A 24,095-nucleotide genomic window follows, 5' to 3' on the forward strand; every position below is an offset into this window, starting at 1 on the left:
CTTCAGGAGTTAAGTTGAAGTGTCAACTAATCGTGGCTTTTTATGACCAAACTCCCAGCTACCTGACTTCGCGACGCTCAAGGTAGCGGGCATCCGGTTCTGCAAAACCGAACTGCTGGTACAGCCCATGTGCATCGCTGGTGTGGAGCATCCAGCGGAAGTTTGCCCCCGGCCCGGCGTCGATCATTTCCCGGACAATGGCCTTGCCCAGCGACTGGCCGCGCGCGGATTCGTGGACGTAAACGTCGGCCAGGTAAGCGATGGCGACTCCGTCGGAGAACGCCCGGGCGTAGCCCACCATGGCGCCGGTGCGGGAATCGTAGGCACCCACGATCCGCCAAGCGTTGTCCAGCTGTGCTTCAACATCGGCGCGAGTGCGCCACCTCCCCCAGTAGACGTTGGTGGAGAGTTCATTCCAGAGCCAATCGCGATCAACGCGGTCCTTGTCTGCGGAAAGAACGTAGGTCATCGCGCAGCCCCCTTGGTCCGAACGGGACGGCTGCCGCGGGGCTTCGCCTGAAGCCATGGCTGCAGCAGCCGGGTGGTGATCGGCAGGAAGATGTACGTCATCAACGGCGTGAGGATCACGATGTTCAAGAGGACCGCGAACACCAACGGCCAGTCCTGGGTCAACGGATGCAGCAGGAAGTTGGCCAGCAGACTCAACGGGAAGAACGGCAGGAAGATGCTGATGGCCTGCTTCCAACGCGGCGGCACCACTGTTTCGGGTACCACCACCGAGACGTCGCCAGGCCGCGAAAACCAGCCCTCAATTCCCGTGTGACGCTCCACGCGGGTGGTCTCCATCATGTCCCTGGCGCTGTCGATCCACCAGCGCCGTTCCTCGGAGTCTTCCCACTCCTGCAGCGACTCGGCGTCAGCAAAGCGATAGAGCATGTGCCATTCGGTGGAGTCCACCCCGTTGCGAACCCACCCCGACCCCAGGTATCCCGGCCATTCGCGGGCGAGTTCCTGGCCGGCGTGGGCCCACGCGTTGGCTTGGCGGGTATAGCCCGGCAGGATGGTGCGGGCGACGGAAACGGTGACGGGATGCTCGTGTGACACGGCCCAAATGTACCCGGCCATCGGCGGACTAGGCTTGTTTAGTGCCACAAACCACAATTACCCCCACGCGCTCCAACGCCCGCGAGATCCTCCGCCTGGCCGTCCCCGCGTTCGGCGCGCTCATAGCCGAGCCGCTGTTCCTGCTGGCCGACTCCGCAATCGTTGGGCACCTGGGCGTCGACCAACTGGCCGGTGTAGGGCTCGCGTCCACTATTCTGCATACCGCAGTGGGGCTGATGGTTTTCCTGGCGTATTCGACGACGCCGGCAGTGGCCCGGGCGATCGGCGACGGCAAGTTGGGCAAGGCTTTGGCGGCAGGGCGCGACGGCGTGTGGCTGGCGCTGCTGCTGGGCCTGGTCCTCGCGGTGGTTGGCTTTGTGGCGGCTGAACCGCTGGTTGGCTTCATGGGAGCAGCTGGAGACGTGAGGCAGTTCGCCGTCGACTATTTGCGCTGGTCCATGCCTGGCCTGGCCGCGATGCTGCTCATATTCGCCGGTACCGGCGTCCTCCGTGGGCTCCAGGACACCCGGACTCCCTTGCTGGTGGCCACTGCTGGTTTTGCATTGAACATCGCCCTCAACCTGTTCCTGGTCTACGGACTGAACCTCTCGGTAGCTGGCTCGGCGATCGGCACCAGCATTGCGCAGTGGGCCATGGCGGCGGTTTATCTGGTGATGGTGAGCCGGAATGCCCGGCAACACGGCGTGTCCTTGAAGCCCGACTGGCATGGCGTCCGCGCCATGACCAAGGTGGGTTCGTGGCTCATGCTGCGCACCCTGAGTCTCCGCCTTGCCATCCTCGCCACGGTTTTGGTGGTCACCGCCCAAGGTGCCGTGAATCTCGCGGCACACCAGTTGGCCATGACCATTTTCTCGTTCCTCGCGTTCGCCCTGGATGCCCTGGCGATTGCCGCGCAAGCCTTGATCGGCAAGGAACTCGGCGCCAGGAACGCCCAACGCGTCCGTGAGCTGACCCGCACCATGATCCGCTGGGGCCTGGGATTCGGCGTGATCACCGGTGTGCTCCTTGCCATTGCGGCACCCTGGGCCGGTTACCTCTTCACTCCCGACGCCGGTGTCCGCTCCGCCCTCACCGTCGCTCTCTGGGTCCTGGCGGTCGGGCAGCCGCTGGCAGGCTATGTCTTCGTCCTGGACGGAGTCCTCATCGGTGCCGGCGACGCGCGCTATCTGGCGATTGCCGGCGTCGTCAATCTGGTGGTCTACCTGCCGCTGCTGGTGGCCATCCACCAGTTAAGGCCCGACGGCGAGGCGGGGCTCCTGTGGCTGTGGGCCGCGTTTGCTCTGGGCTACATGCTTGCCCGCGGCGTGACTTTGGGGCTTCGCGCACGCACTGATCGATGGATGGTGCTGGGTTCCCACTAAACTGGACGGGTGACTCTCCCAGCGACTCCTGCCCAGACTCCTTCTGCCTCCGCGGCCGGACTCTGGAAACCCGTGCTGATCCGTGCCACGGTGGCACTGCTGTTTGGTGCGGTCACCATCTTCTGGGCCTCCCCGTCTGTGCACGTCCTGGCATGGGCTGTAGGCCTCTATTTGCTTGCGACTGCCGGGGCCGTGTGGATGTCCCGGGCTTTGCCGGTGGCGGTGCCTGCCGTGATGGCGCTCGGCGGAATTGGCGCCCTGGTCACCCAGTCTGATGCGGGCGTCGCCCTTTCGGCCATGCTGGCGCTGCTGGTGCTGGGCCTCCTGGAGGTGGTGCACGGCATCCGGAAGCGCGATTCCCTGGCGCGCGACTGGCTTGTTTCCGGCGTCATTTCCGTGGGCACGGCTGTTTTGCTGCCGTTCTTCACCTCGCTCGGGGCCCATGCGCTGCTGGGTGTCACCGGCGGCGGGGCCATCATTTCCGGCGTGCTCTGGATTCTGTCCGGGCTGACCTTGCGGCACGACGCCAAGGCAACCTCCGACGGTACGGCCCAGGCCACTGCTCCCGGCGCTTCGCCCGAGGCCGTAAACTAGTAGCTGGACGTTCTACTCGTTGTAGAACTTTTGCAGACCGGCGGACACGAACCGCCATCATTGGAGGAATGACCGTGGCTGACCAGACACCAGGAGAACCGCGCAAGATGCGGACCTCGGTCAAGGGACCCCTCATGTTCTCCGCGTTCTTTGCAGTACTGGCCTTCGTGGCCGTGCTCATCTTCGCTTCGGGCGGCAGTGCAAAGGCCCCGCGGTTCGACCTCGCCTTCACCGGCGCCGGCATCGCGTTCATCGTGAGCCTTGTTGTGGCGGCCATGCTTTCCATGAGCCACAAGGAGAACGCCGATCACCTCGGCAAGGGCTCCGGGGTCAACCTCAGCTCCAAGCGTCCCGGCCACGGCGGCCCGGCTGCTCCGGACAACCAGACTGAAACGCCCGACGCCGGCCGCTAACCTTCCAGCGCTTCCCCACCGTGGTGGGGGAGCGCTTTTTTGCGCGTGCTGTGGCATTCCGCTGGCAGTCCCGAGGTCGATGGTCTCCGGCGATCGTGTGACGTGGCCGGAGAGGGTGGCTCAAGCGAAACGGTCATGCCTCGTCTGAAGGCAATTGCTGCAGCCGCCAATCGATGATCTCCTGAAGGAGCGCGATGGGGAGCGGGACGTTGTGGGGCAGTTGGATGGCGTGCTCGGTGGTTCCGTAGTCGCTCAAAGCCGTTGAGAAGTGCGTGATCGCCTGCGGTGTGGGGTAGAACCCGACGTGGCGCTTTGTTCCGGTGAAGAAGAACAACGGCTCGACGCCGAGTTTGAAAGTGGGCATGCGCCAGCTGATCGATTCCACCGCTTCAGCCGGTACGGCCGACTTGATCATCTGGTACACGGTCAGCAATCGTTGCTGTACATCGCCGTCGTATTGGTCGATGTACTCGCTGATGGAACTCGCTGTCATGGTGGATGTCCTCTATATCGACCGCATGGATAGCGCCATTATGCCCTTTTACTCGCCCTCGGCTGCCTTCCTTGCCCGGTAGGCGGCAACGTGGACTCGGTTGGCGCAATTACCGGTGTCGCAGTAGAGCTTGGACCGGTTGCGGCTGAGGTCCAGCACAACGGCGTCGCAGTCCTCGGCCGCGCACACGCGCATGCGGTCCATTTCCCTGCCGCGGATGACGTCGACGATGGCCATGGCTGCCTCGGTGCCCATCCGGTCTGCCAGGGGAGCATCAGGCGTGGTGGCGTGGAGGTGCCAGTCCCAGTGGTCATGCTTCACCAGTTGGGGGAGCGCCTTGGCATCGATCAGCAGTTTGTTGACGGACTTGGCCGCCGTATCCTCGTCGGCACTCCAGAGCGCTGCGAGTTCGCTGCGGAGACGCTTAATACTGGTCAGTTCCGCAGGGGAGTTAACCCTGGAACCCGTGAACTCTTCGGCGTCCAGAAAGGCGTTGAGGTCCTCCAGCGTTGCGAGCGATTCCTCTCCGTTGGCGGCAGTGTTGATGAGATTGACGACGCTGCGAAGGGCAATTTCGGTGTCAGGCGCAAAAAGCACTTTGACTCCTTACAAGTTCCGGGAGTACTGTCATGACCATAAGCCCACTTTACTCCTGACAGGAGGCTGCTGTGTCAGCTCCAACGACGAAGGCTGATGCACAAGGTTTCCTGGCATCAGGACTCGGCATCGCACTCTTTTCTTCCGCTGTCTTTGGCACGTCCGGCTCGTTCGCCAAATCGATGCTGGAAACCGGGTGGTCACCCGGAGCTGCTGTTGCCGTGCGCCTCACCGGTGCCGCGCTGATTCTGTTGATTCCCGCCGTCGTGGTCCTCCGCGGCCGCTGGCACCAACTCAAGGACAACTGGCTGACCATCCTGTTGTTCGGCTTGATCGGCGTCGCAGGATGCCAACTGTTCTACTTCAACGCCGTCGCGCGGTTGTCCGTGGGTGTCGCCTTGTTGCTGGAATACCTGGCCCCGGTGATGATCGTATTGTGGCTGTGGATCGCAAGCCGCCGCCGGCCCCGGGCACTTACCTCCGTGGGCGCACTCCTGTCACTGGGTGGCCTGGTCCTGGTGCTCGACCTGACCGGTGCCGTAAAGGTGGACTTCATCGGTGTTCTTTGGGGCATGGCCGCGGCCGTGTGCCTGGTGATCTACTTCTTCATCACCGCCAAGGAGAACGACACCCTGCCTCCGCTGGTGCTCGCGTCCGGCGGGCTTATGGTGGGTGCGCTGGTGATGTGGCTGGTCGGCCTGCTGGGTTTGCTGCCCATGACGTTCAGCACCGCCGATACAACCCTCGGACCTTGGAAAACGCCGTGGTGGGTGTCCGCCGTCGGACTCATCATCCTGGCCACTGTCCTTGCCTATGTTTCCGGGATCATGGCCGCGCGGAGCCTGGGTTCCAAAGTGGCATCGTTCGTGTCCCTGACCGAAGTTCTGTTCGCGGTGATCTGGGCATGGTTGCTGCTGGGCGAACTCCCTGGCCCCATCCAGTTGCTGGGCGGACTCTTCATTGTGGGCGGCGTAGTCCTGGTCCGCGTCGATGAGCTCCGGGGAGACCGACGCGCCGCTAAAGGCCAGCCCGCTGAGGTTGCGGCCCGGGTCCTGGACCACCCGAACGACGTCGAACCCGTCCCGTCAGGGTCCGTCGCCAAAGCGCCCCGCAGCTAAGCCGGCGGACCTTAAAAGCAAAGAACCCGGACGCTTGCGCGTCCGGGTTCTTCCCAACTGTCTTAGTTGGAGGCCTGCTGCTGCTGCTCAGCGTTCTTCTGAGCGCGATCGCCGGCTTCGCGAAGTGCGTCGGCAACCTTCTTCAGGTTCGAAGCGTGCTGGCTGTCCCACTCGCCGCGGAACTTGTCAGCGTCCGGGCCCTTCCAGTCGGTGCCGTCAAGTGCACCCTTGAGCTGTGAACGCTGCTGCTCGATGTTCTCGGCACCTGCCTTCAGCTTGTTACCGAGCTGACGAAGCTGATCAACATCTGCACCCCAAATAGCCATGAGATTCTCCTTCATTTGTTCGGACCCGAGCTCTTCGGCATCCCCAGCGGCCTCCGGCTCATCCGGAAGATCCAATAACTAAAACCTATCCCGGGAATCCAAAAACCGTCGATGGGCACCCCTCCCCATACAGCACTGCCCATAGTTAGCATGGGGTTATGTGCCGCAATATCAGGACCCTGCATAACTTCGAACCGCATGCTACGAACGCCGAAGTGGAGGCCGCAGCGCTGCAATACGTGCGCAAGATCAGCGGATCCACCAAGCCTTCCAAAGCCAACGAGGAAGCCTTCGCCGAGGCGGTCCACGAGATTGCCCACATTACGCAGCATCTCCTGGACTCCCTGGTGAGCCACGCTCCGGCGAAGAACCGGGAAGAGGAAGCAGCAAAAGCAAAGGCCCGGTCGGCCGTCCGTTTCGGGACGGCCTAACCAGGCCCCTGTTCGCTTTCCGGGTCTATTTCCCGAACGACCGCAGCCTCAGCGAGTTCGCTACCACCAGCACTGAGCTCGCTGCCATCGCTGCGCCGGCGATCATCGGGTTCAGGAATCCGAGAGCTGCCACCGGGATGCCGATCGCGTTGTAGAAGAATGCCCAGAACAGGTTGGTCTTGATGGTGGACAGGGTCTTGCGGGACAACTCAATCGCCTGCACCAGCTGACCAAGGTCGCTGCCCATCACCGTGAGGTCTGAGGCTTCGATGGCGACATCCGTGCCCGAGCCCATGGCGATGCCAAGGTCCGACTGTGCCAAGGCTGCAGCGTCGTTGACGCCGTCACCGGCCATGGCCACCGTAGCGCCGGAAGCCTGCAGCTTCCTGACAGCCTCGACCTTGCCCTCCGGCAGAACACCGGCGAATACGTCCTCAGGCGAAATCCCGACGGCGGCAGCCACCTGGGCGGCCACGGCAGCGTTGTCGCCGGTCAACAGGATGGGACGGATGCCCAGGTCCTTCAACTTCTGGATTGCCGCTGCCGAACCGGGCTTGATGGTATCGCTCAGGCTGATAATGCCGGCAGGCTGGCCGTCGACGGCAACCCAGATCGCCGTGGCACCACCGTTTTCCTCCGAGGTAAGTGCTTCACGGTGACTTGAGTCGAGCGTAACGCCGTTCTCCTCGAGCCAGCCGGAGCGCCCGACGACGACAGTCCTGGTCACCCCGTCCAGCCCAACGGTTCCCCGGACGCCGCCGCCCGGAGCGGAACTGAAGCCCTCAACGCGAGGCAGGCTGCCGGCGTCGTGCAGTGCTTCTTGCGCCGAGGCGGCAATCGCGTGGGCGATCGGGTGCTCGGAAGCGGCTTCCACGGCTCCTGCCAATGTCAGGACGGCGGCCGCTGAATGGCCGTTCAGTGCGACAGTGTGGTCGACTGCGAGCTTGCCGCTGGTTACGGTGCCCGTCTTGTCCAGCAGGATGGTGTCCACGTGCCGGGTGTCCTCAAGGACCTGTGGGCCCTTGATGAGAATGCCCAGCTGAGCGCCGCGGCCCGTTCCCGTCAGCAGACCCACAGGAGTGGCCAGGCCCAAGGCGCAGGGGCAAGCGATAACCAGGACAGCGACCGCGGCCGTGAAGGCTGCGTTGAGGTCATCCGAGAAGAACAGCCACAACAGGAACGTGACCAGGGCAATCACCAAAACGATCGGCACAAAGACCGAACTGATCCTGTCCGCGAGCCGGGCAATAGGTGCTTTCCCGGTTTGTGCCTGGCTGACCAGGCGACCCATCTGGGCGAGCGTCGTGTCAGAACCAACACGGGTTGCACGCACCAGCAGGCGGCCGGACGTGTTGATGGTAGCGCCTGTCACCGCGCTCCCGGGTCCAACCTCGACCGGCACCGATTCGCCCGTCACCAGTGAAGCGTCGACGGCGGAAGCACCATCAGTGACCACGCCGTCAGTGGCGATCTTCTCGCCCGGGCGGACCACAATGAGGTCGTCCACCAGGAGTTGATCGGCCGGAATCTTCTGCTCCACGCCGTCCACCAGGATCGTGGCATCCTTGGCACCCAGATTCAGCAGGGCCTTGAGTGCATTGCCGGCCTTGGCCTTCGCGTTCGCCTCAAGGTAGCGCCCCAGCAGCAGGAACGTGGTGACCACGGCGGCGACCTCGAAGTACAGCCCGCCGCCGGACATGCTCTCCATGCCGGGGTGTTCAGTCATCCGGGGGTCCGCGAACAACTGCCACGCAGAGTAGAGGTACGCGGCGATCACACCGATGGACACCAGCGTGTCCATGGTGGAGGCGAAGTGGCGGGCGTTGACGGCAGCAGCCTTGTGGAACGGCCAGGCAGCCCAACTCACCACCGGCAGGGCCAACGCCCCGACAACCCAACCCCAGTTGGCGAACTGGAGGGCGGGGATCATCGAGATGGCGAAGACTGGAACGGTCAGGAGGGCGGCGACGATCAGGCGGGGCCGGAGCGTCGATGCGGAGGGGCCGTGCTCCATGTGATTTTCGTGCCCGGCGTCATGCTCTGATTCCGGAGCCTCGTTGCCGTGGTGGTGCTCATGGGGGCGGGGTTCGCGGGCGTGGGGCGTTGGGGCTTGGCGGACGGTGGCTTTGTAGCCTGTGGCGTTGACCGTGTCGACGATCTGCTGGTCCGTCACGGTTGCCGGGACGGTGACATGGGCTGATTCGAGGGGCAGGTTGACGCTGGCCTCGACGCCTTCAAGTTTGCCCAGTTTCCGTTCCACTCGATTGACGCACGAGGCGCAGGTCATGCCCTCGATGTCCAGTTCAATGACCCTGTGTGCAGGTTGGTTGAAAGTCTCCTGGGTACTCAAGAGGACTCCTAAGCTTCGTTGGCTACCACCAGGTAGCCGGCTTCTGCCACGGCTTCGCCAATTTCAGACGGCGAGAGCTCCTTGGTTGAGGTGATGGTTACGGTGGACAGCCCACCGGGGTTGAGGTCTACGGCCACGTTTTCGACGCCGGTGAGAGACTCAAGTTCTTCGCTCACGCTGGAGACGCAGTGGCCGCAGGTCATGCCGGAAACGTTGACGTTGGTCTGGATGGTCTGGCTCATGGAGCTCTCCTTGGTGGTGAGTTGAATGGTGTGGTGGTTGTTGGCGGAATTACCGCAGCAGGCGCCCGATGGCATCGGTGGCCTCCTTCACTTTGGCGTCGATCTGTTCGGCGCGGGCTTCCGGGTTGGGCTCGGAGGCAGCACCGACCACACAGTGGCCGATGTGCTCCTCTACGAGTCCAAGGCTGACGGCATGGAGGGCCTTGGTGGCGGCGGCTACTTGGGTCAGGATGTCGATGCAGTATTTGTCGTCCTCCACCATCCGCGCGATTCCGCGGACTTGCCCCTCGATCCGTTTCAATCGTTTGAGGTAGGCATCCTTGTTGCTGGTGTACCCGTGGGGTGCGGCGTGCTCCGGTTCCACGTTGATGGTGGATGCATCAGGTTGGCCAATGCTCAGATCTGGCGTGCTCATGACACAAACTTATACCCCATGGGGGTATTAAGCAAGTACCCCCTAGGGGTATAACTTGACTGTTTCTAGAGCAGGGCGGTCATGCCATTCCAGCCCTGTCCGATCCGGACGGTAGGCAGCCACGCTCCACCGCTGGCGCTCGGGTACAAGAAGAGTGAGCCGCTGCCATCGCGGGCCACAATGTCCGGCCGCCCGTCACCGTTGAAATCTCCTGGGGCGACGATGGATGTCATGCTGTTCCAACCCTCACCGACCTTCTGGCGGTCCCATGCCCAGCCTCCGGTGCCGTTCCCGTTGTAGAGCCAGAGAACACCGGATCCGTCACGGGCAAGGACATCGGGGGTGCCATCGCTGTTGAAGTCACCTGAGCCAACAATTGCCGTCAGCGCGTTCCAGCCGGTCCCTAGGTTGGTCCTGGGCAACCAATCTCCCCGACCGTCGCCGGGGTACAGCCAGAGGGTCCCGGAAGTATCGCGGGCGAGGATGTCGGCGGTGCCGTCCCCATTGAAGTCCCCTGGCGTAACGATGGCCGTGATGGCATTCCAGCCCGACCCGACGAGAACCCGCGCCAGCCAACCACCCGCCCCGTTTCCCGGGTACATCCACAGGTGGCCGGCACCATCGCGGGCAAGAACGTCCGGTTTCTTGTCGCCGTTAAAGTCGCCGGGACTGACGACGGCGGTCATGGAGTTCCACGCCGAACCCACTTGGGTGCGGGGGAGCCATCCGGCGGCCCCGTTTCCCCGGTAGAGCCACAAGACACCCGAAGCGTCGCGGGCCAACAGGTCCGTCTTTCGATCACCGCTGAAGTCGTTTTTCAGGGGTGTGGGGCTGTTCCCGTCAATGATCGTTACGGACCCTTGCCAATTGCTTGCGTAGATTTTGTTGGTGGCCTCATTGACGGCCAGGGTGCCCGTAAAGGGGTGTGACAGTGTGGAGAGAGCAAAACTTTTACCATCGACCACCGTGGTGCCCCTGTACCCGGCCTCAAAATACACCTTGTTGGTGGTTCCGTTGACGGCAATCGCTCCTGGCGCCGCGCCGGTTCTGATATCGACCCGCCCCGGTCCGCCGTCGTCGAATATCGCCAGCAGCCCGGTCCGCGATGAAATGGTGCCATCCCCCAGCGAAGTCCGGCCGAAGTAGACCCGATTGTTCTTTTCGTCCACGGAAAGGGACGTGGGGCTGGCGTTGAGATCGGAAAACATCCCGCCTGCTTGGTTTGTGGCTCCATCAACAACTTCCAGCGCTGCATACTGCCGCGCCCTTACGGCGACGTATACCTTGTTGGTCACCTGATTGACGGCCAAGTAACTCGGAATTGCATTGGTGCCCAGGTCAATGCGAGTCACGGCGTTGGTTGATGTGTCGATGACATTGAGGCCACCTCCACCCAGGGTATACAGCCGATGGGTCACCTGATTGATGGCCAGCGTACTGACTGATCCGGAGTTGATGATGGTGCTGGCGTTGGTGCTTCCGTTAATGACGGAAACGCCGTCAAGGGTGCCCGCGTAGATCTTGTTGGTCTTCTGGTCGATGACCAGCTCTCCGGGAGCGGCGCCCACCGTAACTTTGGCGACGGCATGAGTGGCACCGTTGACAATAGCCACGGATCCCGGCGCGGATGGGTCACTTTTGAGGCTGAGGTAGATCTTGTTGGTCGCAGTGTTAACCGCGACGGCCACCGGGGTGCTCCCCGTGGCTATTTTGACTGTGGCCTGTGTTTTTCCATTAATGACGGTCAGCCCATCGCGGGTAGTGACATACACAGTATTGGTGACGGGGTTGACCGCTACGTCGCTGGCTTCGGGCCCCACGTCGATGATGTCCGCGACGATGTCTGCCGCAGCAGGAGAAGTTGGGATCCCGGAAATCAACAGCGACGCCACTCCGGCTGCCGCAACCAAAGTGCCCCAGCGGGACCGCCCCCGGTCAGCAAAGCGGCGCACAGGCGTTCCTGAAACACTGACAACAGTTCCCACTGCAATCCCCCCAAAGTGCCAAGACGCTTCCCCCGCGCCTGGGCCGGAGTCTACCCCGCACTTGGGCCGCGGAATAGCCCTCGACGGCGGGACGCACCAGATGCGCCTCAGGCAGCACCCAAGTGTTCTGGCCTTTGCCGGAGGGCCGGCACTACGATGAATTTCTGATCAACCCACCGGCCACACGTGGCTTTGCGGACCCGTTGGTGACGGCACACGGTGAACTGGGACGGGGAGGGGAAATGGCGGTTTTCGTACTGATTCATGGCGGCGGTTCCACGGCGTGGGACTGGCACTTGGTCAAGCCCTTGCTTGAATCGGCGGGCCATGAGGTCATCGCGGTCGACCTCCCTATTGAAGACGACGGCGCGATGCTTGAGGACTACACCCGCGCGGCAATCAGGGCGGCGGACGGCGCGCGGCACACCATAGTTGTGGGCCACTCGCTGGGTGGCTTTACGGCACCCTTGGTCAGCAATGAACTCACGTCCGACGGCCTGGTGTATCTCTCGGCCATGATTCCCATGCCTGGCGAGACCTTCGGCGACTGGTGGACCAATACCGGGCATGACCGCGAGACCATCCCCGAAGAGGCGTTCTTCAACCTGGTTCCTGACGATCTTGCACAGCAAGCCCGGGACAAGGAGCGCGATCAGCAAGGTGCCTGGATGTCAGGGCCTTGGCCTGGCCAGCATCCGGACGTGCCCACACTGGCCATTCTGTGCCGGGACGACCTGTTCTTTCCGGCGCCCTTCATGCGGCGCCAAGTACAGGATCGGCTGGGAATCGAACCGGTGGAAATCCCGGGCGGCCATTACGCCACGCTGAGCCACCCGGGCGCTGTGGCGGCGGCGTTGAACCAGTTCGCCCAACAGATTGCAGGGACGAGACCAGCGTGAAAGCCCGACTGCGGCACCCACCCGGGTGCCGCAGTCGAACCTTACTCATGTGGTGACCACCTACCGAAGCGTCGGCGTCGATCCTGCGTCCGGCCGGAACTCATCCAAAGCCGGGAGCGCGCGGTTGTTGTAGTCGAACATCGCCTGGTTTTCCCACGCATTGCCGGAGGAGGGATCGGCCGGGTCCCAGCCGTTTCCGGGGACGGACGTCCAGGCTGGCTCCCAGTAGACAGCACCGAGACCGCGGCCGCCCGGGGCGGAGGCCACAACATCCTGGACTGCGCGGAAGTTCGCGGCCTGCCCGGAAGGTGTGGCCGGATAGCCCTTCACCAGCTGGCCCGGAGTGGCGATGACGTTCTCCCACGGGGCATTCGGGTTGTCAGCGAGGGTGAACGGGTACGAGGTTTCCACCACGATCACGTCCTTGTTGTAGCGGGCGGACAGCGAGGTCACGGAGCTTTGCAGAGTGGCGAGTGTGCCGTGCCAGTAGCCGTAGTAGGACAAGCCGATGATGTCGAACGGTACGGAGCGGGCGGTGGCTTGGTCGTACCACCAGTTGATCCCGTCAATCCCGTTGTTCAGGTTTGTCAGGTGGAGGATCTTCTTGGTGCCGGGGCTGACGTCGCTGACTGCGCGTGCCCCTGCCTTCAGGAAGGAGGCCAGATTGTCCCACTGGGCGCCTGCCACGGAATCGTTGGGGTCCACATCGTAGGACTGGCCGTAGGGCCACAGCATGCCCGGGTTGATTTCGTTGCCGATCTGGGCGGCGTATGGGGTGACACCAGCAGCTTGAACCGCGGCCAAGACGTCACGGGTGTGGCTGTACACAGCGTCCGCGAGCCCCATGGGAGAGAGCCCCTGCCAGGCAGCCGGAACTCCCTGGGCGCCGGGATCCGTCCACCGGTCCGAGTAGTGGAAATCGATGAGCACCCGCATGCCCTGGGCATCGGCGCGCCGGGCCATGGCGGCGACCTGTTCCTTCATGTTGAAGCCGTCCGCCGAATTGACCCAGACTTTCAATCGGACAAGGTTGGTTCCTGCGTCTGCGAACGCCTCGACGGGATCCACGGAGTTGCCGTTCGCGTCGGCGTATACGGCGCCGTGTGTTTCGTTCTTGGGAATGCCGGAGAGGTCGGCTCCGCGGACCTTACGATCGACCTTGCCCGGGGTGAAGGTGACGTTGTCCATGCTCGCCCAGGCGCCTGCGCCGCTGGTGGTCAGCTTCAGTGTGCACTTGCCGCTTGTGACGTTGGCGCTTACGGCCATCGACAACCATTGGTCGTCCGTTTCGGTGGAGGGCAGAACTGTTGTCCCGTGCGCCCCGCAACCGGTGAGGGTCAATCGGGACGAGTCCACGGGACCGCCGGATTTAATGTTCGCCCGGAACGTCCACCAGCCTTTTGCGAGACCGCTGAGGGTTTGTGACGTAGTGACCGTCCCATCGCCTGGAAGCCAGTGCGTCAAGCGGCTGGCGGATTGAAACCCATCGGACTCCACCCTGGCCGCATCTTCGTGTCCGTTAACAGTCCAGCCGTTCAGTCCAGCCTCGAAACCTGCATTGGTGACGGTTCCGGCAGCTGTTGCCGCGCCAGGGGTCAGCAGGCCTGCTCCTGCCAAGGCAAAAGCGAGTACGACGGCGGGTAGCAGCCGCCGTCGATGTTTCAGTTTTCCTGGGGTCATCAGAGCGGGGTGGTTCATGGTTCGTCCTCCTTGACGGATGCTGCCGGGGTCTTACCTGGAAGTGGGACTGTTTGCGGTTAGTGGCTGCGCTCGCGGGTGAGGCCGAAGGGGACCTCGTCGCTGACGGAGATGCTGAAGTGCCCGGCGTTGAGCCGGGTCACCAGGATGCCGTGCCCGCTGCGGGCAGCCTGCGGCTGCAGTTGCTGGATGGCGGCGTTGAGCCGGTCCTCGATTTGGGCGGCGGTTTCCACCCGGACTTCCACTGAGGCGTCGGTGGCAGTGTTCATGGGGCACCTTTCGGATCACGTCGGATCAAGCAGGGAGTGGGCGATTGGAATACCGGCCCGGACCGCGGTGGGTCCGGGCCGGTGGCCTGGGTCCAGCGGGTCAGGAGTGTTCTGCTGGAGAGTGGATGACACAAATCGTCCCGGCGGGAACGTGGGCGATTCCGCCGACGACTTCCCCGGAAAGCAGGTTGAGGCCTGTTGCCGGGTATTGTGCGTCCGCATCGGTGTGGTTGATGAGGAAGGTGAACGTGCCGTCCTCGGAGTTACGTGAAGCCACTTCCAGCCCGGCCGGGGGCCGGATCCCGATATTGATTCCGGCATTCCGGACAGCGTCCAGGACAACGTCGGCGAGGTGTGCGCCGTCGAGCTTGGTGGAAACGTACCAAGCGGTGCCGCTGCCGAAGTCGTTGCGCGTGATGGCGGGGCCGGTGGCCGCAGGTCCACTGGTGTAACGGCTGAGGACTGTTGCGGTTCCGGGGTGGATTTCCTCGGACCAGACCGTGCCGGTGGCGCCGTTGCCGAGGGTGACGATTTCTTCCTCGCGCAGGGGAAGGAATTCGTGGATCTCCAGGCCAAGAACGTCACGGAGGCCACCGGGGGAGGCTCCAGCCGGGACAGTATCGTTGTTGTCCACAATGCCGGAGAAGTAGGACACCATCAGGTGGCCGCCGTCGTGGACGTAGCGGCCCAAGTTCGCGGACGCCTTATCACCTACCAGGTAGAGAGCCGGGGCCAGGACCAGATCATAGCCGGAAAGGTCGGCTTCGGGATGGGCGAAGTCCACGCTGATGCCGTGGTTCCACAGGACGGAGTAGAAGGATTCGATGCGCTCGCGGTGGTCAAGATCGCTGCTGGGGCGCCATTCCAGGTCCTGCGCCCAGAACGATTCCACGTCCCAGAGGATGGCTACGCGTGATGAAACGGTGGAGCCTTTGACGGGGGAGAGCTTCCCCAAGTCGTCGCCGAGGTCCAGGACTTCACGCCAGATACGGGTCCCTGTGCCGGCGTGCGGAAGCATGGCCGAGTGGAACTTTTCCGCTCCATAGCGGGAAGCCCGGAACTGGAAGAACATCACGGCGTCGGCACCGCGGGCCACGTGGGACAGGCTGTTGCGGGCCAGTTCGCCGGGGCGTTTGGCGATGTTGCGGCCTTGCCAGTTCACGGCCCCGGTGGAGTGTTCCATCAGCATCCAGGGACGCTTGCCTGCCAGGGATCGGGTGAGGTCGGCGTCCATGGAGAGCAGGACGTGGTTGTCCGTTCGTTGGGCCACAAGGTAATGGTCGTTCGCAACGATGTCCACCTCTTTGGCCCAGGCCCAGTAGTCAGGGGACAGGCAGTTGGTGGCCATGAAGTTGGTGGTCACCGGTAAGTGGGGCGTGTACTTCTTGATGACGTCGCGCTCGGCAATGAAGCACTGGAGCATGGCGTCGGAGGTGAACCGGTGGAAGTCCAGGCGCTGGCCTTGGTTGCTGACACTGGCCGAGGCCCGCGGAGCGTCGATCTCGTCCCATTCGCCGTACTTCTGTCCCCAGAACAGCGTTCCCCAAGCTTGGTTGAGCGCATCCAGGGTGACGTAGCGGTGACGGAGCCAGTCGCGGAACGCCAACACGGAATTCTCGTCATATGAATCGCTGACAGGTGCGCCGTACTCGTTGTGCACATGCCAAAGAACCAGGGCGGGGTGGGACGCGTAGCGGCGTGCCAGCTGCTCCGTAATGTTGGTGGCCGCACGGCGGTATTCCGGTGAGCTGGGGCTGGCCATGCCGCGGGATCCGATGCCCAGCGTGACCCCATCGCGGGTCACGGGACGCGCATGCGGGTACTTCTTCCAGAACCAGGCAGGCGGTGCGGCGGTGGGAGTTCCAAGGTCCACGCTGATGCCGGCGTCGGCCAGCAGGTCCATGAGGTGGTCCAGCCATTCGAAGTCGTATTCGCCTTCACGCGGCTCCAGCAACACCCAGGAGAAGATGCCGATGCTGACCAGGTTGATCCCGGCCTCCTTCATCAGCGCGATGTCTTCCACCCAGACCTCGCGGGGCCATTGCTCGGGGTTGTAATCCCCGCCGTAGCAAAGGCCGGCCGGTCGCTGTACCCAGGGCGCCTGTGCGGGTTGGGTGGCGGGGGCCTGCAGGACGTCTGTCATCAAATCTCCTAAGAACTGTGTGCGCTCCCAGTAGTATCACAGCTCCAATTACGCTGGCTAGATCAATTTGAGGGTTGACATGGATCACAGTGCTGTGAATAACTGGAACCGCTCACAGTCATGCGACTCCAGTTCGGATGAGCGGTGAAACCCCAGACAGACCCATTCAGCTTTTCGACAAGGAGGACGAAATGCGCACGTCATTTCGTGCAGGCGCCGTAGCCATGCTCGCAGCGGCCACTATGCTCGCCGCAGGATGTTCCGCAGGCCCCACTGCCGGCAGCCAGAATGCTGCAGCCAGCGACCCCAACCAGAAGGTGGAATTGACCTACTGGGCATGGGCCCCGAACCTGGACAAGGTGGTGGAACTGTGGAACGAGAAGAACCCCACCATCCACGTCACGGTCAACAAGCAGGACGGCGGTGACCCCGCGGTCACCAAGCTTCTCACCGCCGTCAAGGCAGGCAGCGGCGCACCGGACCTGATCCAGGCCGAGTACCAGAAGATCCCCACTTTGGTGGCCGCCGATGCGCTCGCCGATCTGTCGGGCACCGCAGCCAATGACACCAAAGACCACTTCCCCGAAGGCGTCTGGAACTCCGTGACGCTGGGCAGCGAAGCCCTGTACTCGGTCCCGCAGGATACCGGCCCCATGGTCTTCTATTACCGCGCCGACATCTTCGAGAAGCTCGGCATTGCTGTACCCACCACCTGGGATGAATACGCGGCCGCCGCCGAGGCCGTGCATGCCGCTGATCCTGAAGCCTACCTCGGAACGTTCTCCTCCAACGATGCTGGTTGGTTTACGGGCATGGCACAGCAAGCGGGAGCTTCCTGGTGGGGTGTTGATGGTGATGCCTGGAACGTCAAGATTGCCGAGGAGCCCACCGAGAAAGTGGCCGGCTACTGGGGTGGCCTCGTCGAAAAGGGCATCATCGACAACAAGCCCATGTACACCCCTGAATGGAACACTGCGCTCAATACCGGCAAGCAGGTTGGCTGGCTCAGCGCGGCCTGGGGCCCGGGCGTTCTTGAGGGCAACGCCGGAGCGACAGCAGGCATGTGGAAGGTAGCACCCATGCCGCAGTGGGATGCGTCCAAGCCGTCCACAGGTAACTGGGGTGGCTCATCCACCGCGGTCACCTCCCAGTCCAAGAACCTCGACGCCGCCGCCAAGTTCGCCACGTGGCTCAACACGGACCCTGAAGCTGTCAAGGCCTTGGTTAAGGAAACCGGCATCTACCCGGCCGACTCCGCCGGCGCTGAATCCGCGCTCACAGAGGCTCCCGCGTTCTTCTCCAACCAGCCCGATTTCTACAAGGTTGTGGGTGAGGCTGCACAGAATGTGGGTTCCTTCACGTACGGTCCCAACGTCAACGTTGCCTACAACGCCTACAACGATCAGTTCGCCAAGGCCGCCCAGTCCAAGCAGAAGAGTGCCTTCCTGGACGCGGTCAACAGCATGCAACAGGTCACTGTTGATGACCTGAAGAAGACCGGCTTCACGGTCAAGTAGCCGTTCCAAGCAACCGCACCAGCTGCGGGAGGGTGGTGCCCCGCCCTCCCGCAGCGTCTCCACCCAGAGTCTTACCTTCGAACCACCACAAGGAAGTGCACCCGTGGCAATGACCGCAACCAGGCCCGGTCCGGCGGCTGGCAGAACAGCCGAAACCCCCAGGCGGGCCAAGAACTTCAAGTCCCGGGTGCTCATCCCTTACACAATGCTTGCCCCTGGCATCCTCCTGTTCCTCGTCTTCATGGCAGCGCCCATCATCTACACGCTGGTTCTCAGCTTCCAGAAGAAGAAGGTCAGCGGGTTGGGTCTCGGCAAGGGCTCGCAAAGCACCGGGTTCGCTGGCTTGGACAACTACGTCAGCGCACTGACGGATCCTGAATTTCTGGGCAGCGTCCTCCGGGTCCTGACCTATGGACTCATCCTGATTCCCCTGATGCTCGGCTTCGCCCTGCTGTTCGCGCTGCTGCTGGATTCGCGGCGTACACGGGCCGGAAGCTTCTCCCGCACCGCGATCTTCCTGCCATACGCAGTCCCGGCAGTGATCAGCTCACTCCTGTGGGGTTTCCTTTACCTGCCGGGTGTCAGCCCGTTCCACTTCCTGGCCCGTCAATTCGGCATGGAACTGCCCTCGCTGCTGGATCCCAACCTGGTCACGTTCGCCATCTGCAACATCGCCCTGTGGGGCGGCGTGGGCTTCAACATGATTGTCATGTACACCTCGCTCAAGGCTGTTCCCAGCGAAATCTACGAGGCAGCCAAGCTGGATGGGTGCTCTGAAATCCAGACCGCCATCAGGATCAAGATCCCCATCATTGCCCCTTCCCTGGTGATGACCGCGCTGTTCTCGATGATCGCAACGCTGCAGGTCTTCGCCGAGCCCACCACGCTGCGTCCGCTGGCCAACAGTCTTTCCACCAGTTGGTCCCCGCTCATGCTCGTGTATCGCGATGCCTTCACGCGCAATGACGTCTTCTCCGCGGCCGCCACCAGCATCGTGATTGCCCTGGCTACCTTCATCATTTCCTTCCTGTTCCTGCGCATCGTGCAGAAGCGGGCCTTCGGACAGGAGAACTGACCGTGACTGCCCTCGCCACGCCACCCAAAAGCCGCCGCGCCAACCCCAAGCCAAGCAAGGCCACCAAGCCGGAGTATGTCAGGGAAAAGCCCAGCTATCTGTCCACAGGCATCCTGATCCTCGGGGCGCTCTACTGCCTGTTCCCGGTGGTCTGGGTGGTAGCTGCCGCGAGCAAGGACGGCACCGAGCTGTTCTCCACCTTTACCTTGGCGCCCAGCACACACCTGTGGGACAACATTGTTGAGCTCACCGAATACCGAGATGGCCTGTTCTGGCGCTGGATGCTCAACACGGCCCTCTACGCGGGTGTCGGCGCGATCGTGTCCACCTGGGTGTCAGCCCTTTCCGGCTATGTCCTGGCGAAGTTCGACTTCCCGGGTAAGTCCGGAGTCTTCAAGGTCCTGCTGATGGGCGTGCTGGTGCCCGGCGTCATCCTCGCCATTCCGCAGTACCTGATGCTGGCCCAGGCCGGACTCACCAACACCTACTGGTCCGTGCTGTTGCCCCAGATCATCAGCCCCTACGGCATTTACCTGGCCCGCATCTATGCTGCGGCTTCAGTTCCCGGCGACGTCATTGAGGCCGCCCGCACTGAGGGTGCCAAGGAGATGTACATCTTCAACCGCATCGCCGCGCCCATGATGCTGCCGGGCTTGGTGACCATCTTCCTGTTCCAGTTCGTCGCCATCTGGAACAACTTCATGCTGCCGTACATCATGCTGGGCGATGACCATCTGTTCCCCATCACCGTGGGGCTCAACGGCCTGCTGAACCAGGGAGCCTCCGCGCCGGCTCTTTACACCCTGGTACTCGCCGGTGCTCTGCTGTCGATCGTCCCGCTGGTCATCATGTTCCTTCTGCTGCAACGCTATTGGCGGGTCGACCTGGCCGCGGGCGCCGTCAAAGCCTAGTCCTAGGTAGGCTTTGGTCATGACGCAACCCACCCATCGGCCAAGGCCCAAAATCGACGACGTGGCCGCAGAGGCAGGCGTCTCACGAGGTACGGTTTCCCGGGTTCTCAACGGAGGCCACTGGGTCAGCCCGTCTGCGTTGGCAGCCGTCAACGCAGCCATCAAGAAGACCGGGTACCGCGTCAATCCGCACGCGAGGAACCTCGCTACCAACCGGGCCAACTCCGTGGCGTTCCTGCTCACGGAAACGCAGGAGAGGCTGTTCGAGGACCCCAACTTCGCCGTGCTTATGCGTGGTGCTGCAGACGCCTTGGCCGTTCACGACATCCCGTTGGTGCTGATCATGGCCGGCACGGATGACGAGCAGCGGCGCGCCACCGACTTCCTCACCGCCGGACACGTCGACGGGGTCCTGCTGATCTCGTCCCACGGCAGCCGGAAGGGCATCATCGCGGACATTATTGCCGCGGGTGTCCCGGCCATTGCCTGTGGCGTCCCGTTGGGCTTCGAGAAGAAGATGGGCTACGTCGCGGCCGACGATTACGAGGGCGCCCGGGATGTTTTGCGGTACCTGCACGACGGCGGGAGGCAGCGGATTGCCACCATCGCCGGCCCTGCTGACACCTCGGGAGGCACGCGCCGGCTCGAAGCGTACCGGGACCATCAAGGGGCGGACATCGATGAAACCCTCATCGCGCACGGAGATTACAGCCGCGACAGCGGGGCCAGGGCCATGCGGGAACTCCTGAACCGCACCCAGGACATTGACGCCGTCTTCGCCGCGAACGACCTCATGGCACTCGGCGCAATGGACGTCCTCCGGGACGCCGGGCTGACAACGCCAGGTGATGTGGCCGTCGTCGGATTTGATGACATCAAAGTCTCCCAGGAGGCAGCGCCACCACTGACCACCGTTCGCCAGCCCTTTGACCGGATCAGCGAGGAAATGGTGCGGCTCCTGCTGGACGTGATCAGCGGCAAGCGCCCCGCCGCCGTCACCATCCCCACCGAGCTGGTCATCCGCGAATCGGCCTGAGCCGGGCACCGAGAGGCACCAGCCCCCAACGCATAGGCTTGGACCATGCTGAACCTGGTCCTTGGACTTCTCTTCGCGGGGCTCTTCCTTGCCTCCTACCAGTCCGATCGGCGCAGGCTCCGCAACGGGGTGCTGCTCCTGGTGGCGGTATGGCTCCTGTTGCAGGCCATCCTGGACTTCCTGATCGACCTGAACCCGTGGTTCGAATGGCTGAACCTGGTGGTAGTGGTGGTTCCGGTGGTGAGCATCTTCGTGTTCGCCGGCTTCCTGATCGCCAACGGGATCACCATGGTGCGCAGGGAAGGCCCCGGCATCAGCAGCTTTCTGCCTATTGCGGTGGGGCTGGCGGTGTTCCTCGCCCCGGTGGTCGCGTTCCTCTTCGTCCTGAGCGGGCAGCCCGTCCTGGCAGGCCTCGCTGCGTTGGCCTTCTTCCTCTGCGCTTACCTGGGCTGCGCCTTTGTGGTGTTTCTCGGGTATGCCTTGGTGTATTCAAGGATGCGGTTCAGCGCGAATCCGGCGGCCGTCATTGTCCTGGGTTCCGGTTTGATCGACGGCAAAGTCCCGCCGTTGCTCGCCGCGCGCCTGAACAAGGCTTTGGAAATTTACGACGGCGGCGCACCGGCAAGGCCGGTCCTGGTGCCTTCCGGGGGTCAAGGCCCGGATGAACCCCGGCCCGAGTCCACGGCAATGAAGGAGTATCTGGTGGCAAAGGGCGCTGCCTCCGGCGACGTGCTGGAAGAAAACCAGGCCACCACCACCCGCGAGAACCTTGCCTATTCCGTAGCCCTTTTGGCTGAAAAGGGAATCCAAGGGCCCTTGCTGGTGTGCACCAACAACTACCACGTACTCCGCGCTGCCCTCCTGTCCCGACGCCAGAAGATCAACGCGGAGGTAGTGGGTGCTCCGACCGCCAGGTACTTTGTGCCCAGCGCTTTCCTTCGCGAGTTCGTGGCCGTGATGAGGGACAACCGCCTGACCAACATGGTCCTTTGCCTGCCGATGTTCGGGGTTGCCCTGCTCATCACGGTCGCACTGATGAACTCGTCGGTGGTGTGAGCCTTTTAACCATTCAACCTGCGCCTTACGGCTTGGGCAGCCCCGTGGTGAACGTGTGGCTCCATTCGGTGACGGCGCCGTCGGTAAAGACGTACCCCTTGCCGCGGACTGCAGTGACTGTCACAGTGCCCTCAGGCTTCTTGTACGTTCCGGCCGCGATTTCCTTGCCGTCAACCAGGTAGACCACGCCGTCCACCGCCGGGACCGTGTACGAGTCCTGCCCGCGGCCCGGCTTGTCCGTGAAGGTGACCGTTGCCGGCGTCGCGGTGTCGTAGTGGAGGCCGAAGCCCAAAGGCAACAGGACGCCGTCGCCGTTTGCCTCCGGTATGTTGACCGGAAGCTTGCCGCCGGGGTTCACCGCCCCTGAAATGGCACGGACGGCACCGTGGAAATTGACGTCCTTGACCCCGTAACTGTTGAGCACGGCGTCGGCGCCGGGGAAGACGCTGATGTCGTAGGGGTTGCGTGTGGCCACAACGATGACGGGGGTCCCAGTGGCTGCCAGCTCCGCCACCATCTGCTGCTGCGCAGCGTTGCCGGTTGCGTTGTACGAAGCGAAGACCACGGCATCCACGGTGCCGGCTGCGGCTACCGCACGCGCGCGGTATGCCGAGGACGGGGAAGCCCCATCCTCGTAGTCTTCAGTGACCGTAAATCCCTGCTCCTTGAGCATCGGTCCCGCGAGCTCCGGCCAGGCTGAACCGGCCCCCACCATGAGTACCGAGCTGCCGGATGCGAGGGGCAGGACCTTGCCCTCATTGCGGAGCAGGGTCACTGCCCGGTCCGAGATCAGCTTGGCCGTGGCCAGGTTCTCTGCGCTTCCAACAAGGGTGTCCACAGCGTTGGGGTCTGCCATCGGTTGCTCGAAGACACCCCGCTTGACCTTCCACTCGAGGATCCGCCGGACGGACTCATCCAGGCGGCTCTCGGCGAGCTCTCCGGACTCGACGGCGGCACGGACACCTGCGAACGAGGCGTCCACATCGGGGGAGTTAAGCAGGATGTCAGAGCCGGCCTGGATGGCCTTGACGGCTATTTCTTCCTGGGGCCATTCGGCGGCCATCGCGGCCATATCCAAGGCGTCGGTGGTGACCAGGCCCTTGAAGCCCAGCTCATCCCGAAGCAATCCTGTGAGGACCTTGTGGGACAGGGTGCCGGGCATCTCTGCGTCGATGGCCTCCACAATGATGTGCGCTGTCATGACCATGTCCACGCCACCGTCAATGGCGGCTTTGAAGGGTTTCAGGTGCTGGTTCAGGGTCTCCCGGTCGTAGGTGACGGTGGGGAGCCCGTAGTGGGAATCCACCGAGGTATCGCCGTGGCCGGGGAAGTGTTTGGCTGCCGCGCCGACGTTGTGTTCCTGGATGCCGTCGATTTGCGCCACGCCGAGCGCGCTGACCAACGCGGGATCTTCGCCCATGGAGCGGATGCCGATCACGGGGTTGTCCGGGTTGGAGTTGAGGTCCAGCACCGGCGCGAAGTCCACGTTGATGCCCATGGCACGCATCTCAGAGCCCAGGATTTCGCCCTGCGCCCTCGCAAGTTCCGCGTCTGCCGTAGCTCCCAACGCCATATTTCCCGGGAGAACGGTGGCCGGCGGTCCGATGCGGGCAACCAGGCCGCCTTCCTGGTCGATGGTGACCGCCAGCGGAATGCCGGTTCCGTCCTGGCCCACCGCGGCTTCCTGCAGGCCGTTGGACAGCCCCGCAACCTGCCGGGGGTTGTTGGTGTTCCCGGACCACGCGAAGTAGAGGACGCCGCCAAGGTTGTACTTGGCCACGACTTCCGCCGGAGTATTGACGCCGTAACGTGCTTGGTTGCTTGCCGCCATGGACGTGTCATCGGCCGAGGATCCGTAAACGTGGGTCCAGGTCATCTGGCCGATCTTTTCGTCCAGCGACATGCCGGAGATCATTGCCTCGATGTCCGGTGAGGCGGTGACCGTCGTCGTGCGTGCCGTGGTGGGGACTTCCGCCACTGCAGCGCCGGCGCCCGTCACCACCCCCGCGCCCGTCATGAGCAGCGCCGTGGCGGCGGCCGTCATCAAGGTAGTTCCTTTTCTGAGCATGTGAATTCCCAT

The 24,095-nt window shown here is 63.2% G+C and carries 24 protein-coding genes; 11 read left to right on the top strand and 13 right to left on the bottom strand.

Features of this window, described 5'->3' with window-relative positions; translation table 11 throughout:
• Window positions 1-58 precede the first annotated feature (58 nt).
• Both WBN73_RS10130 and WBN73_RS10135 read right to left on the bottom strand, forming a co-directional pair.
• Entirely contained in the window at window positions 59-469 is a 411-nt protein-coding gene (locus WBN73_RS10130) for a GNAT family N-acetyltransferase (RefSeq protein WP_089597002.1), read from the bottom strand.
• Complete coding sequence (locus WBN73_RS10135; RefSeq protein WP_089597001.1) at window positions 466-1,065, bottom strand: antibiotic biosynthesis monooxygenase; 600 nt, start codon at window positions 1,063-1,065, stop codon at window positions 466-468. The genes WBN73_RS10130 and WBN73_RS10135 overlap by 4 nt, the downstream gene beginning before the upstream one ends.
• A 41-nt stretch (window positions 1,066-1,106) precedes the next feature.
• Between WBN73_RS10135 and WBN73_RS10140 the strand changes: the two genes are divergently transcribed.
• The 3 genes from WBN73_RS10140 (at window position 1,107) to WBN73_RS10150 (ending at window position 3,454) form a co-directional block, all read left to right on the top strand.
• The gene (locus WBN73_RS10140; protein ID WP_337340085.1) at window positions 1,107-2,447 is read left to right on the top strand and encodes an MATE family efflux transporter; all 1,341 of its coding nucleotides are present in this window, start codon (window positions 1,107-1,109) and stop codon (window positions 2,445-2,447) included.
• A 9-nt stretch (window positions 2,448-2,456) separates the two neighbouring features.
• On the top strand, window positions 2,457-3,041 hold the full coding sequence (locus WBN73_RS10145; RefSeq protein WP_242703449.1) for a DUF308 domain-containing protein: 585 nt from the start codon (window positions 2,457-2,459) through the stop codon (window positions 3,039-3,041).
• A gap of 68 nt (window positions 3,042-3,109) precedes the next feature.
• Entirely contained in the window at window positions 3,110-3,454 is a 345-nt protein-coding gene (locus WBN73_RS10150) for a hypothetical protein (protein ID WP_207595517.1), read from the top strand.
• Between the two features lie 133 nt (window positions 3,455-3,587).
• Here the strand turns inward: WBN73_RS10150 and WBN73_RS10155 are convergent, their stop codons facing one another.
• Both WBN73_RS10155 and WBN73_RS10160 read right to left on the bottom strand, forming a co-directional pair.
• A complete protein-coding gene (locus WBN73_RS10155) occupies window positions 3,588-3,947 on the bottom strand; it encodes an iron chaperone (RefSeq protein ID WP_337340084.1) in 360 nt (119 codons plus the stop codon).
• A gap of 48 nt (window positions 3,948-3,995) precedes the next feature.
• A complete protein-coding gene (locus WBN73_RS10160; RefSeq protein ID WP_337340083.1) occupies window positions 3,996-4,544 on the bottom strand; it encodes a CGNR zinc finger domain-containing protein in 549 nt (182 codons plus the stop codon).
• A 71-nt stretch (window positions 4,545-4,615) separates the two neighbouring features.
• Between WBN73_RS10160 and WBN73_RS10165 the strand changes: the two genes are divergently transcribed.
• The gene (locus WBN73_RS10165) at window positions 4,616-5,662 is read left to right on the top strand and encodes an EamA family transporter (protein WP_337340082.1); all 1,047 of its coding nucleotides are present in this window, start codon (window positions 4,616-4,618) and stop codon (window positions 5,660-5,662) included.
• Window positions 5,663-5,724: 62 nt separating this feature from the next.
• On the opposite strand, the gene WBN73_RS10170 is transcribed toward WBN73_RS10165, so the two are convergent.
• Window positions 5,725-5,988, bottom strand: coding sequence for a WXG100 family type VII secretion target (locus WBN73_RS10170; protein WP_011776688.1), 264 nt, complete (start codon window positions 5,986-5,988; stop codon window positions 5,725-5,727).
• Between the two features lie 158 nt (window positions 5,989-6,146).
• Between WBN73_RS10170 and WBN73_RS10175 the strand changes: the two genes are divergently transcribed.
• Window positions 6,147-6,419, top strand: coding sequence for a DUF2277 domain-containing protein (locus WBN73_RS10175; RefSeq protein WP_089596993.1), 273 nt, complete (start codon window positions 6,147-6,149; stop codon window positions 6,417-6,419).
• A 25-nt stretch (window positions 6,420-6,444) separates the two neighbouring features.
• On the opposite strand, the gene WBN73_RS10180 is transcribed toward WBN73_RS10175, so the two are convergent.
• The 4 genes from WBN73_RS10180 to WBN73_RS10195 all read right to left on the bottom strand — a co-directional run bounded on the left by WBN73_RS10180 (window position 6,445) and on the right by WBN73_RS10195 (window position 11,378).
• A complete protein-coding gene (locus WBN73_RS10180; RefSeq protein ID WP_337340081.1) occupies window positions 6,445-8,769 on the bottom strand; it encodes a heavy metal translocating P-type ATPase in 2,325 nt (774 codons plus the stop codon).
• 8 nt (window positions 8,770-8,777) lie between these two features.
• The gene (locus tag WBN73_RS10185) at window positions 8,778-9,011 is read right to left on the bottom strand and encodes a heavy-metal-associated domain-containing protein (RefSeq protein ID WP_232481475.1); all 234 of its coding nucleotides are present in this window, start codon (window positions 9,009-9,011) and stop codon (window positions 8,778-8,780) included.
• Window positions 9,012-9,060: 49 nt separating this feature from the next.
• On the bottom strand, window positions 9,061-9,426 hold the full coding sequence (locus WBN73_RS10190) for a metal-sensitive transcriptional regulator (RefSeq protein WP_337340080.1): 366 nt from the start codon (window positions 9,424-9,426) through the stop codon (window positions 9,061-9,063).
• Between the two features lie 65 nt (window positions 9,427-9,491).
• Window positions 9,492-11,378: an FG-GAP-like repeat-containing protein gene (locus WBN73_RS10195; protein WP_337340079.1), complete on the bottom strand. Its 1,887-nt coding sequence runs from the start codon at window positions 11,376-11,378 to the stop codon at window positions 9,492-9,494.
• A gap of 275 nt (window positions 11,379-11,653) precedes the next feature.
• Between WBN73_RS10195 and WBN73_RS10200 the strand changes: the two genes are divergently transcribed.
• Window positions 11,654-12,310 carry an alpha/beta fold hydrolase gene (locus WBN73_RS10200; RefSeq protein ID WP_337340078.1) on the top strand — a complete coding sequence of 219 codons (657 nt, stop codon included), beginning with the start codon at window positions 11,654-11,656 and terminating at the stop codon, window positions 12,308-12,310.
• 60 nt (window positions 12,311-12,370) lie between these two features.
• Here the strand turns inward: WBN73_RS10200 and WBN73_RS10205 are convergent, their stop codons facing one another.
• From WBN73_RS10205 to WBN73_RS10215, 3 genes are all read right to left on the bottom strand, one after another.
• Window positions 12,371-14,008 carry a glycoside hydrolase family 53 protein gene (locus WBN73_RS10205; protein WP_337340077.1) on the bottom strand — a complete coding sequence of 546 codons (1,638 nt, stop codon included), beginning with the start codon at window positions 14,006-14,008 and terminating at the stop codon, window positions 12,371-12,373.
• Between the two features lie 59 nt (window positions 14,009-14,067).
• Entirely contained in the window at window positions 14,068-14,277 is a 210-nt protein-coding gene (locus WBN73_RS10210; RefSeq protein ID WP_337340076.1) for a hypothetical protein, read from the bottom strand.
• Window positions 14,278-14,377: 100 nt separating this feature from the next.
• Window positions 14,378-16,420: a beta-galactosidase gene (locus WBN73_RS10215; RefSeq protein WP_207595507.1), complete on the bottom strand. Its 2,043-nt coding sequence runs from the start codon at window positions 16,418-16,420 to the stop codon at window positions 14,378-14,380.
• A 191-nt stretch (window positions 16,421-16,611) separates the two neighbouring features.
• Here WBN73_RS10215 and WBN73_RS10220 point away from each other — a divergent pair, with 191 nt between their 5' ends.
• The 5 genes from WBN73_RS10220 to WBN73_RS10240 all read left to right on the top strand — a co-directional run bounded on the left by WBN73_RS10220 (window position 16,612) and on the right by WBN73_RS10240 (window position 22,015).
• Complete coding sequence (locus WBN73_RS10220) at window positions 16,612-17,937, top strand: ABC transporter substrate-binding protein (protein ID WP_207595506.1); 1,326 nt, start codon at window positions 16,612-16,614, stop codon at window positions 17,935-17,937.
• A gap of 109 nt (window positions 17,938-18,046) precedes the next feature.
• Entirely contained in the window at window positions 18,047-19,012 is a 966-nt protein-coding gene (locus tag WBN73_RS10225) for a carbohydrate ABC transporter permease (RefSeq protein ID WP_207597685.1), read from the top strand.
• A 2-nt stretch (window positions 19,013-19,014) separates the two neighbouring features.
• Window positions 19,015-19,923, top strand: coding sequence for a carbohydrate ABC transporter permease (locus WBN73_RS10230; RefSeq protein ID WP_337340075.1), 909 nt, complete (start codon window positions 19,015-19,017; stop codon window positions 19,921-19,923).
• A gap of 19 nt (window positions 19,924-19,942) precedes the next feature.
• Window positions 19,943-20,959, top strand: a complete 1,017-nt coding sequence (locus WBN73_RS10235; RefSeq protein WP_207595504.1) for a LacI family DNA-binding transcriptional regulator — start codon at window positions 19,943-19,945, stop codon at window positions 20,957-20,959.
• Between the two features lie 45 nt (window positions 20,960-21,004).
• Window positions 21,005-22,015 carry a YdcF family protein gene (locus WBN73_RS10240; RefSeq protein ID WP_337340074.1) on the top strand — a complete coding sequence of 337 codons (1,011 nt, stop codon included), beginning with the start codon at window positions 21,005-21,007 and terminating at the stop codon, window positions 22,013-22,015.
• A 25-nt stretch (window positions 22,016-22,040) separates the two neighbouring features.
• On the opposite strand, the gene WBN73_RS10245 is transcribed toward WBN73_RS10240, so the two are convergent.
• On the bottom strand, window positions 22,041-24,059 hold the full coding sequence (locus WBN73_RS10245) for a glycoside hydrolase family 3 protein (RefSeq protein WP_280625004.1): 2,019 nt from the start codon (window positions 24,057-24,059) through the stop codon (window positions 22,041-22,043).
• Window positions 24,060-24,095: the final 36 nt, after the last annotated feature.

It is taken from the genome of Paenarthrobacter sp. CCNWLY172 (genome assembly GCF_037402035.1).
Classification (GTDB): domain Bacteria; phylum Actinomycetota; class Actinomycetes; order Actinomycetales; family Micrococcaceae; genus Arthrobacter.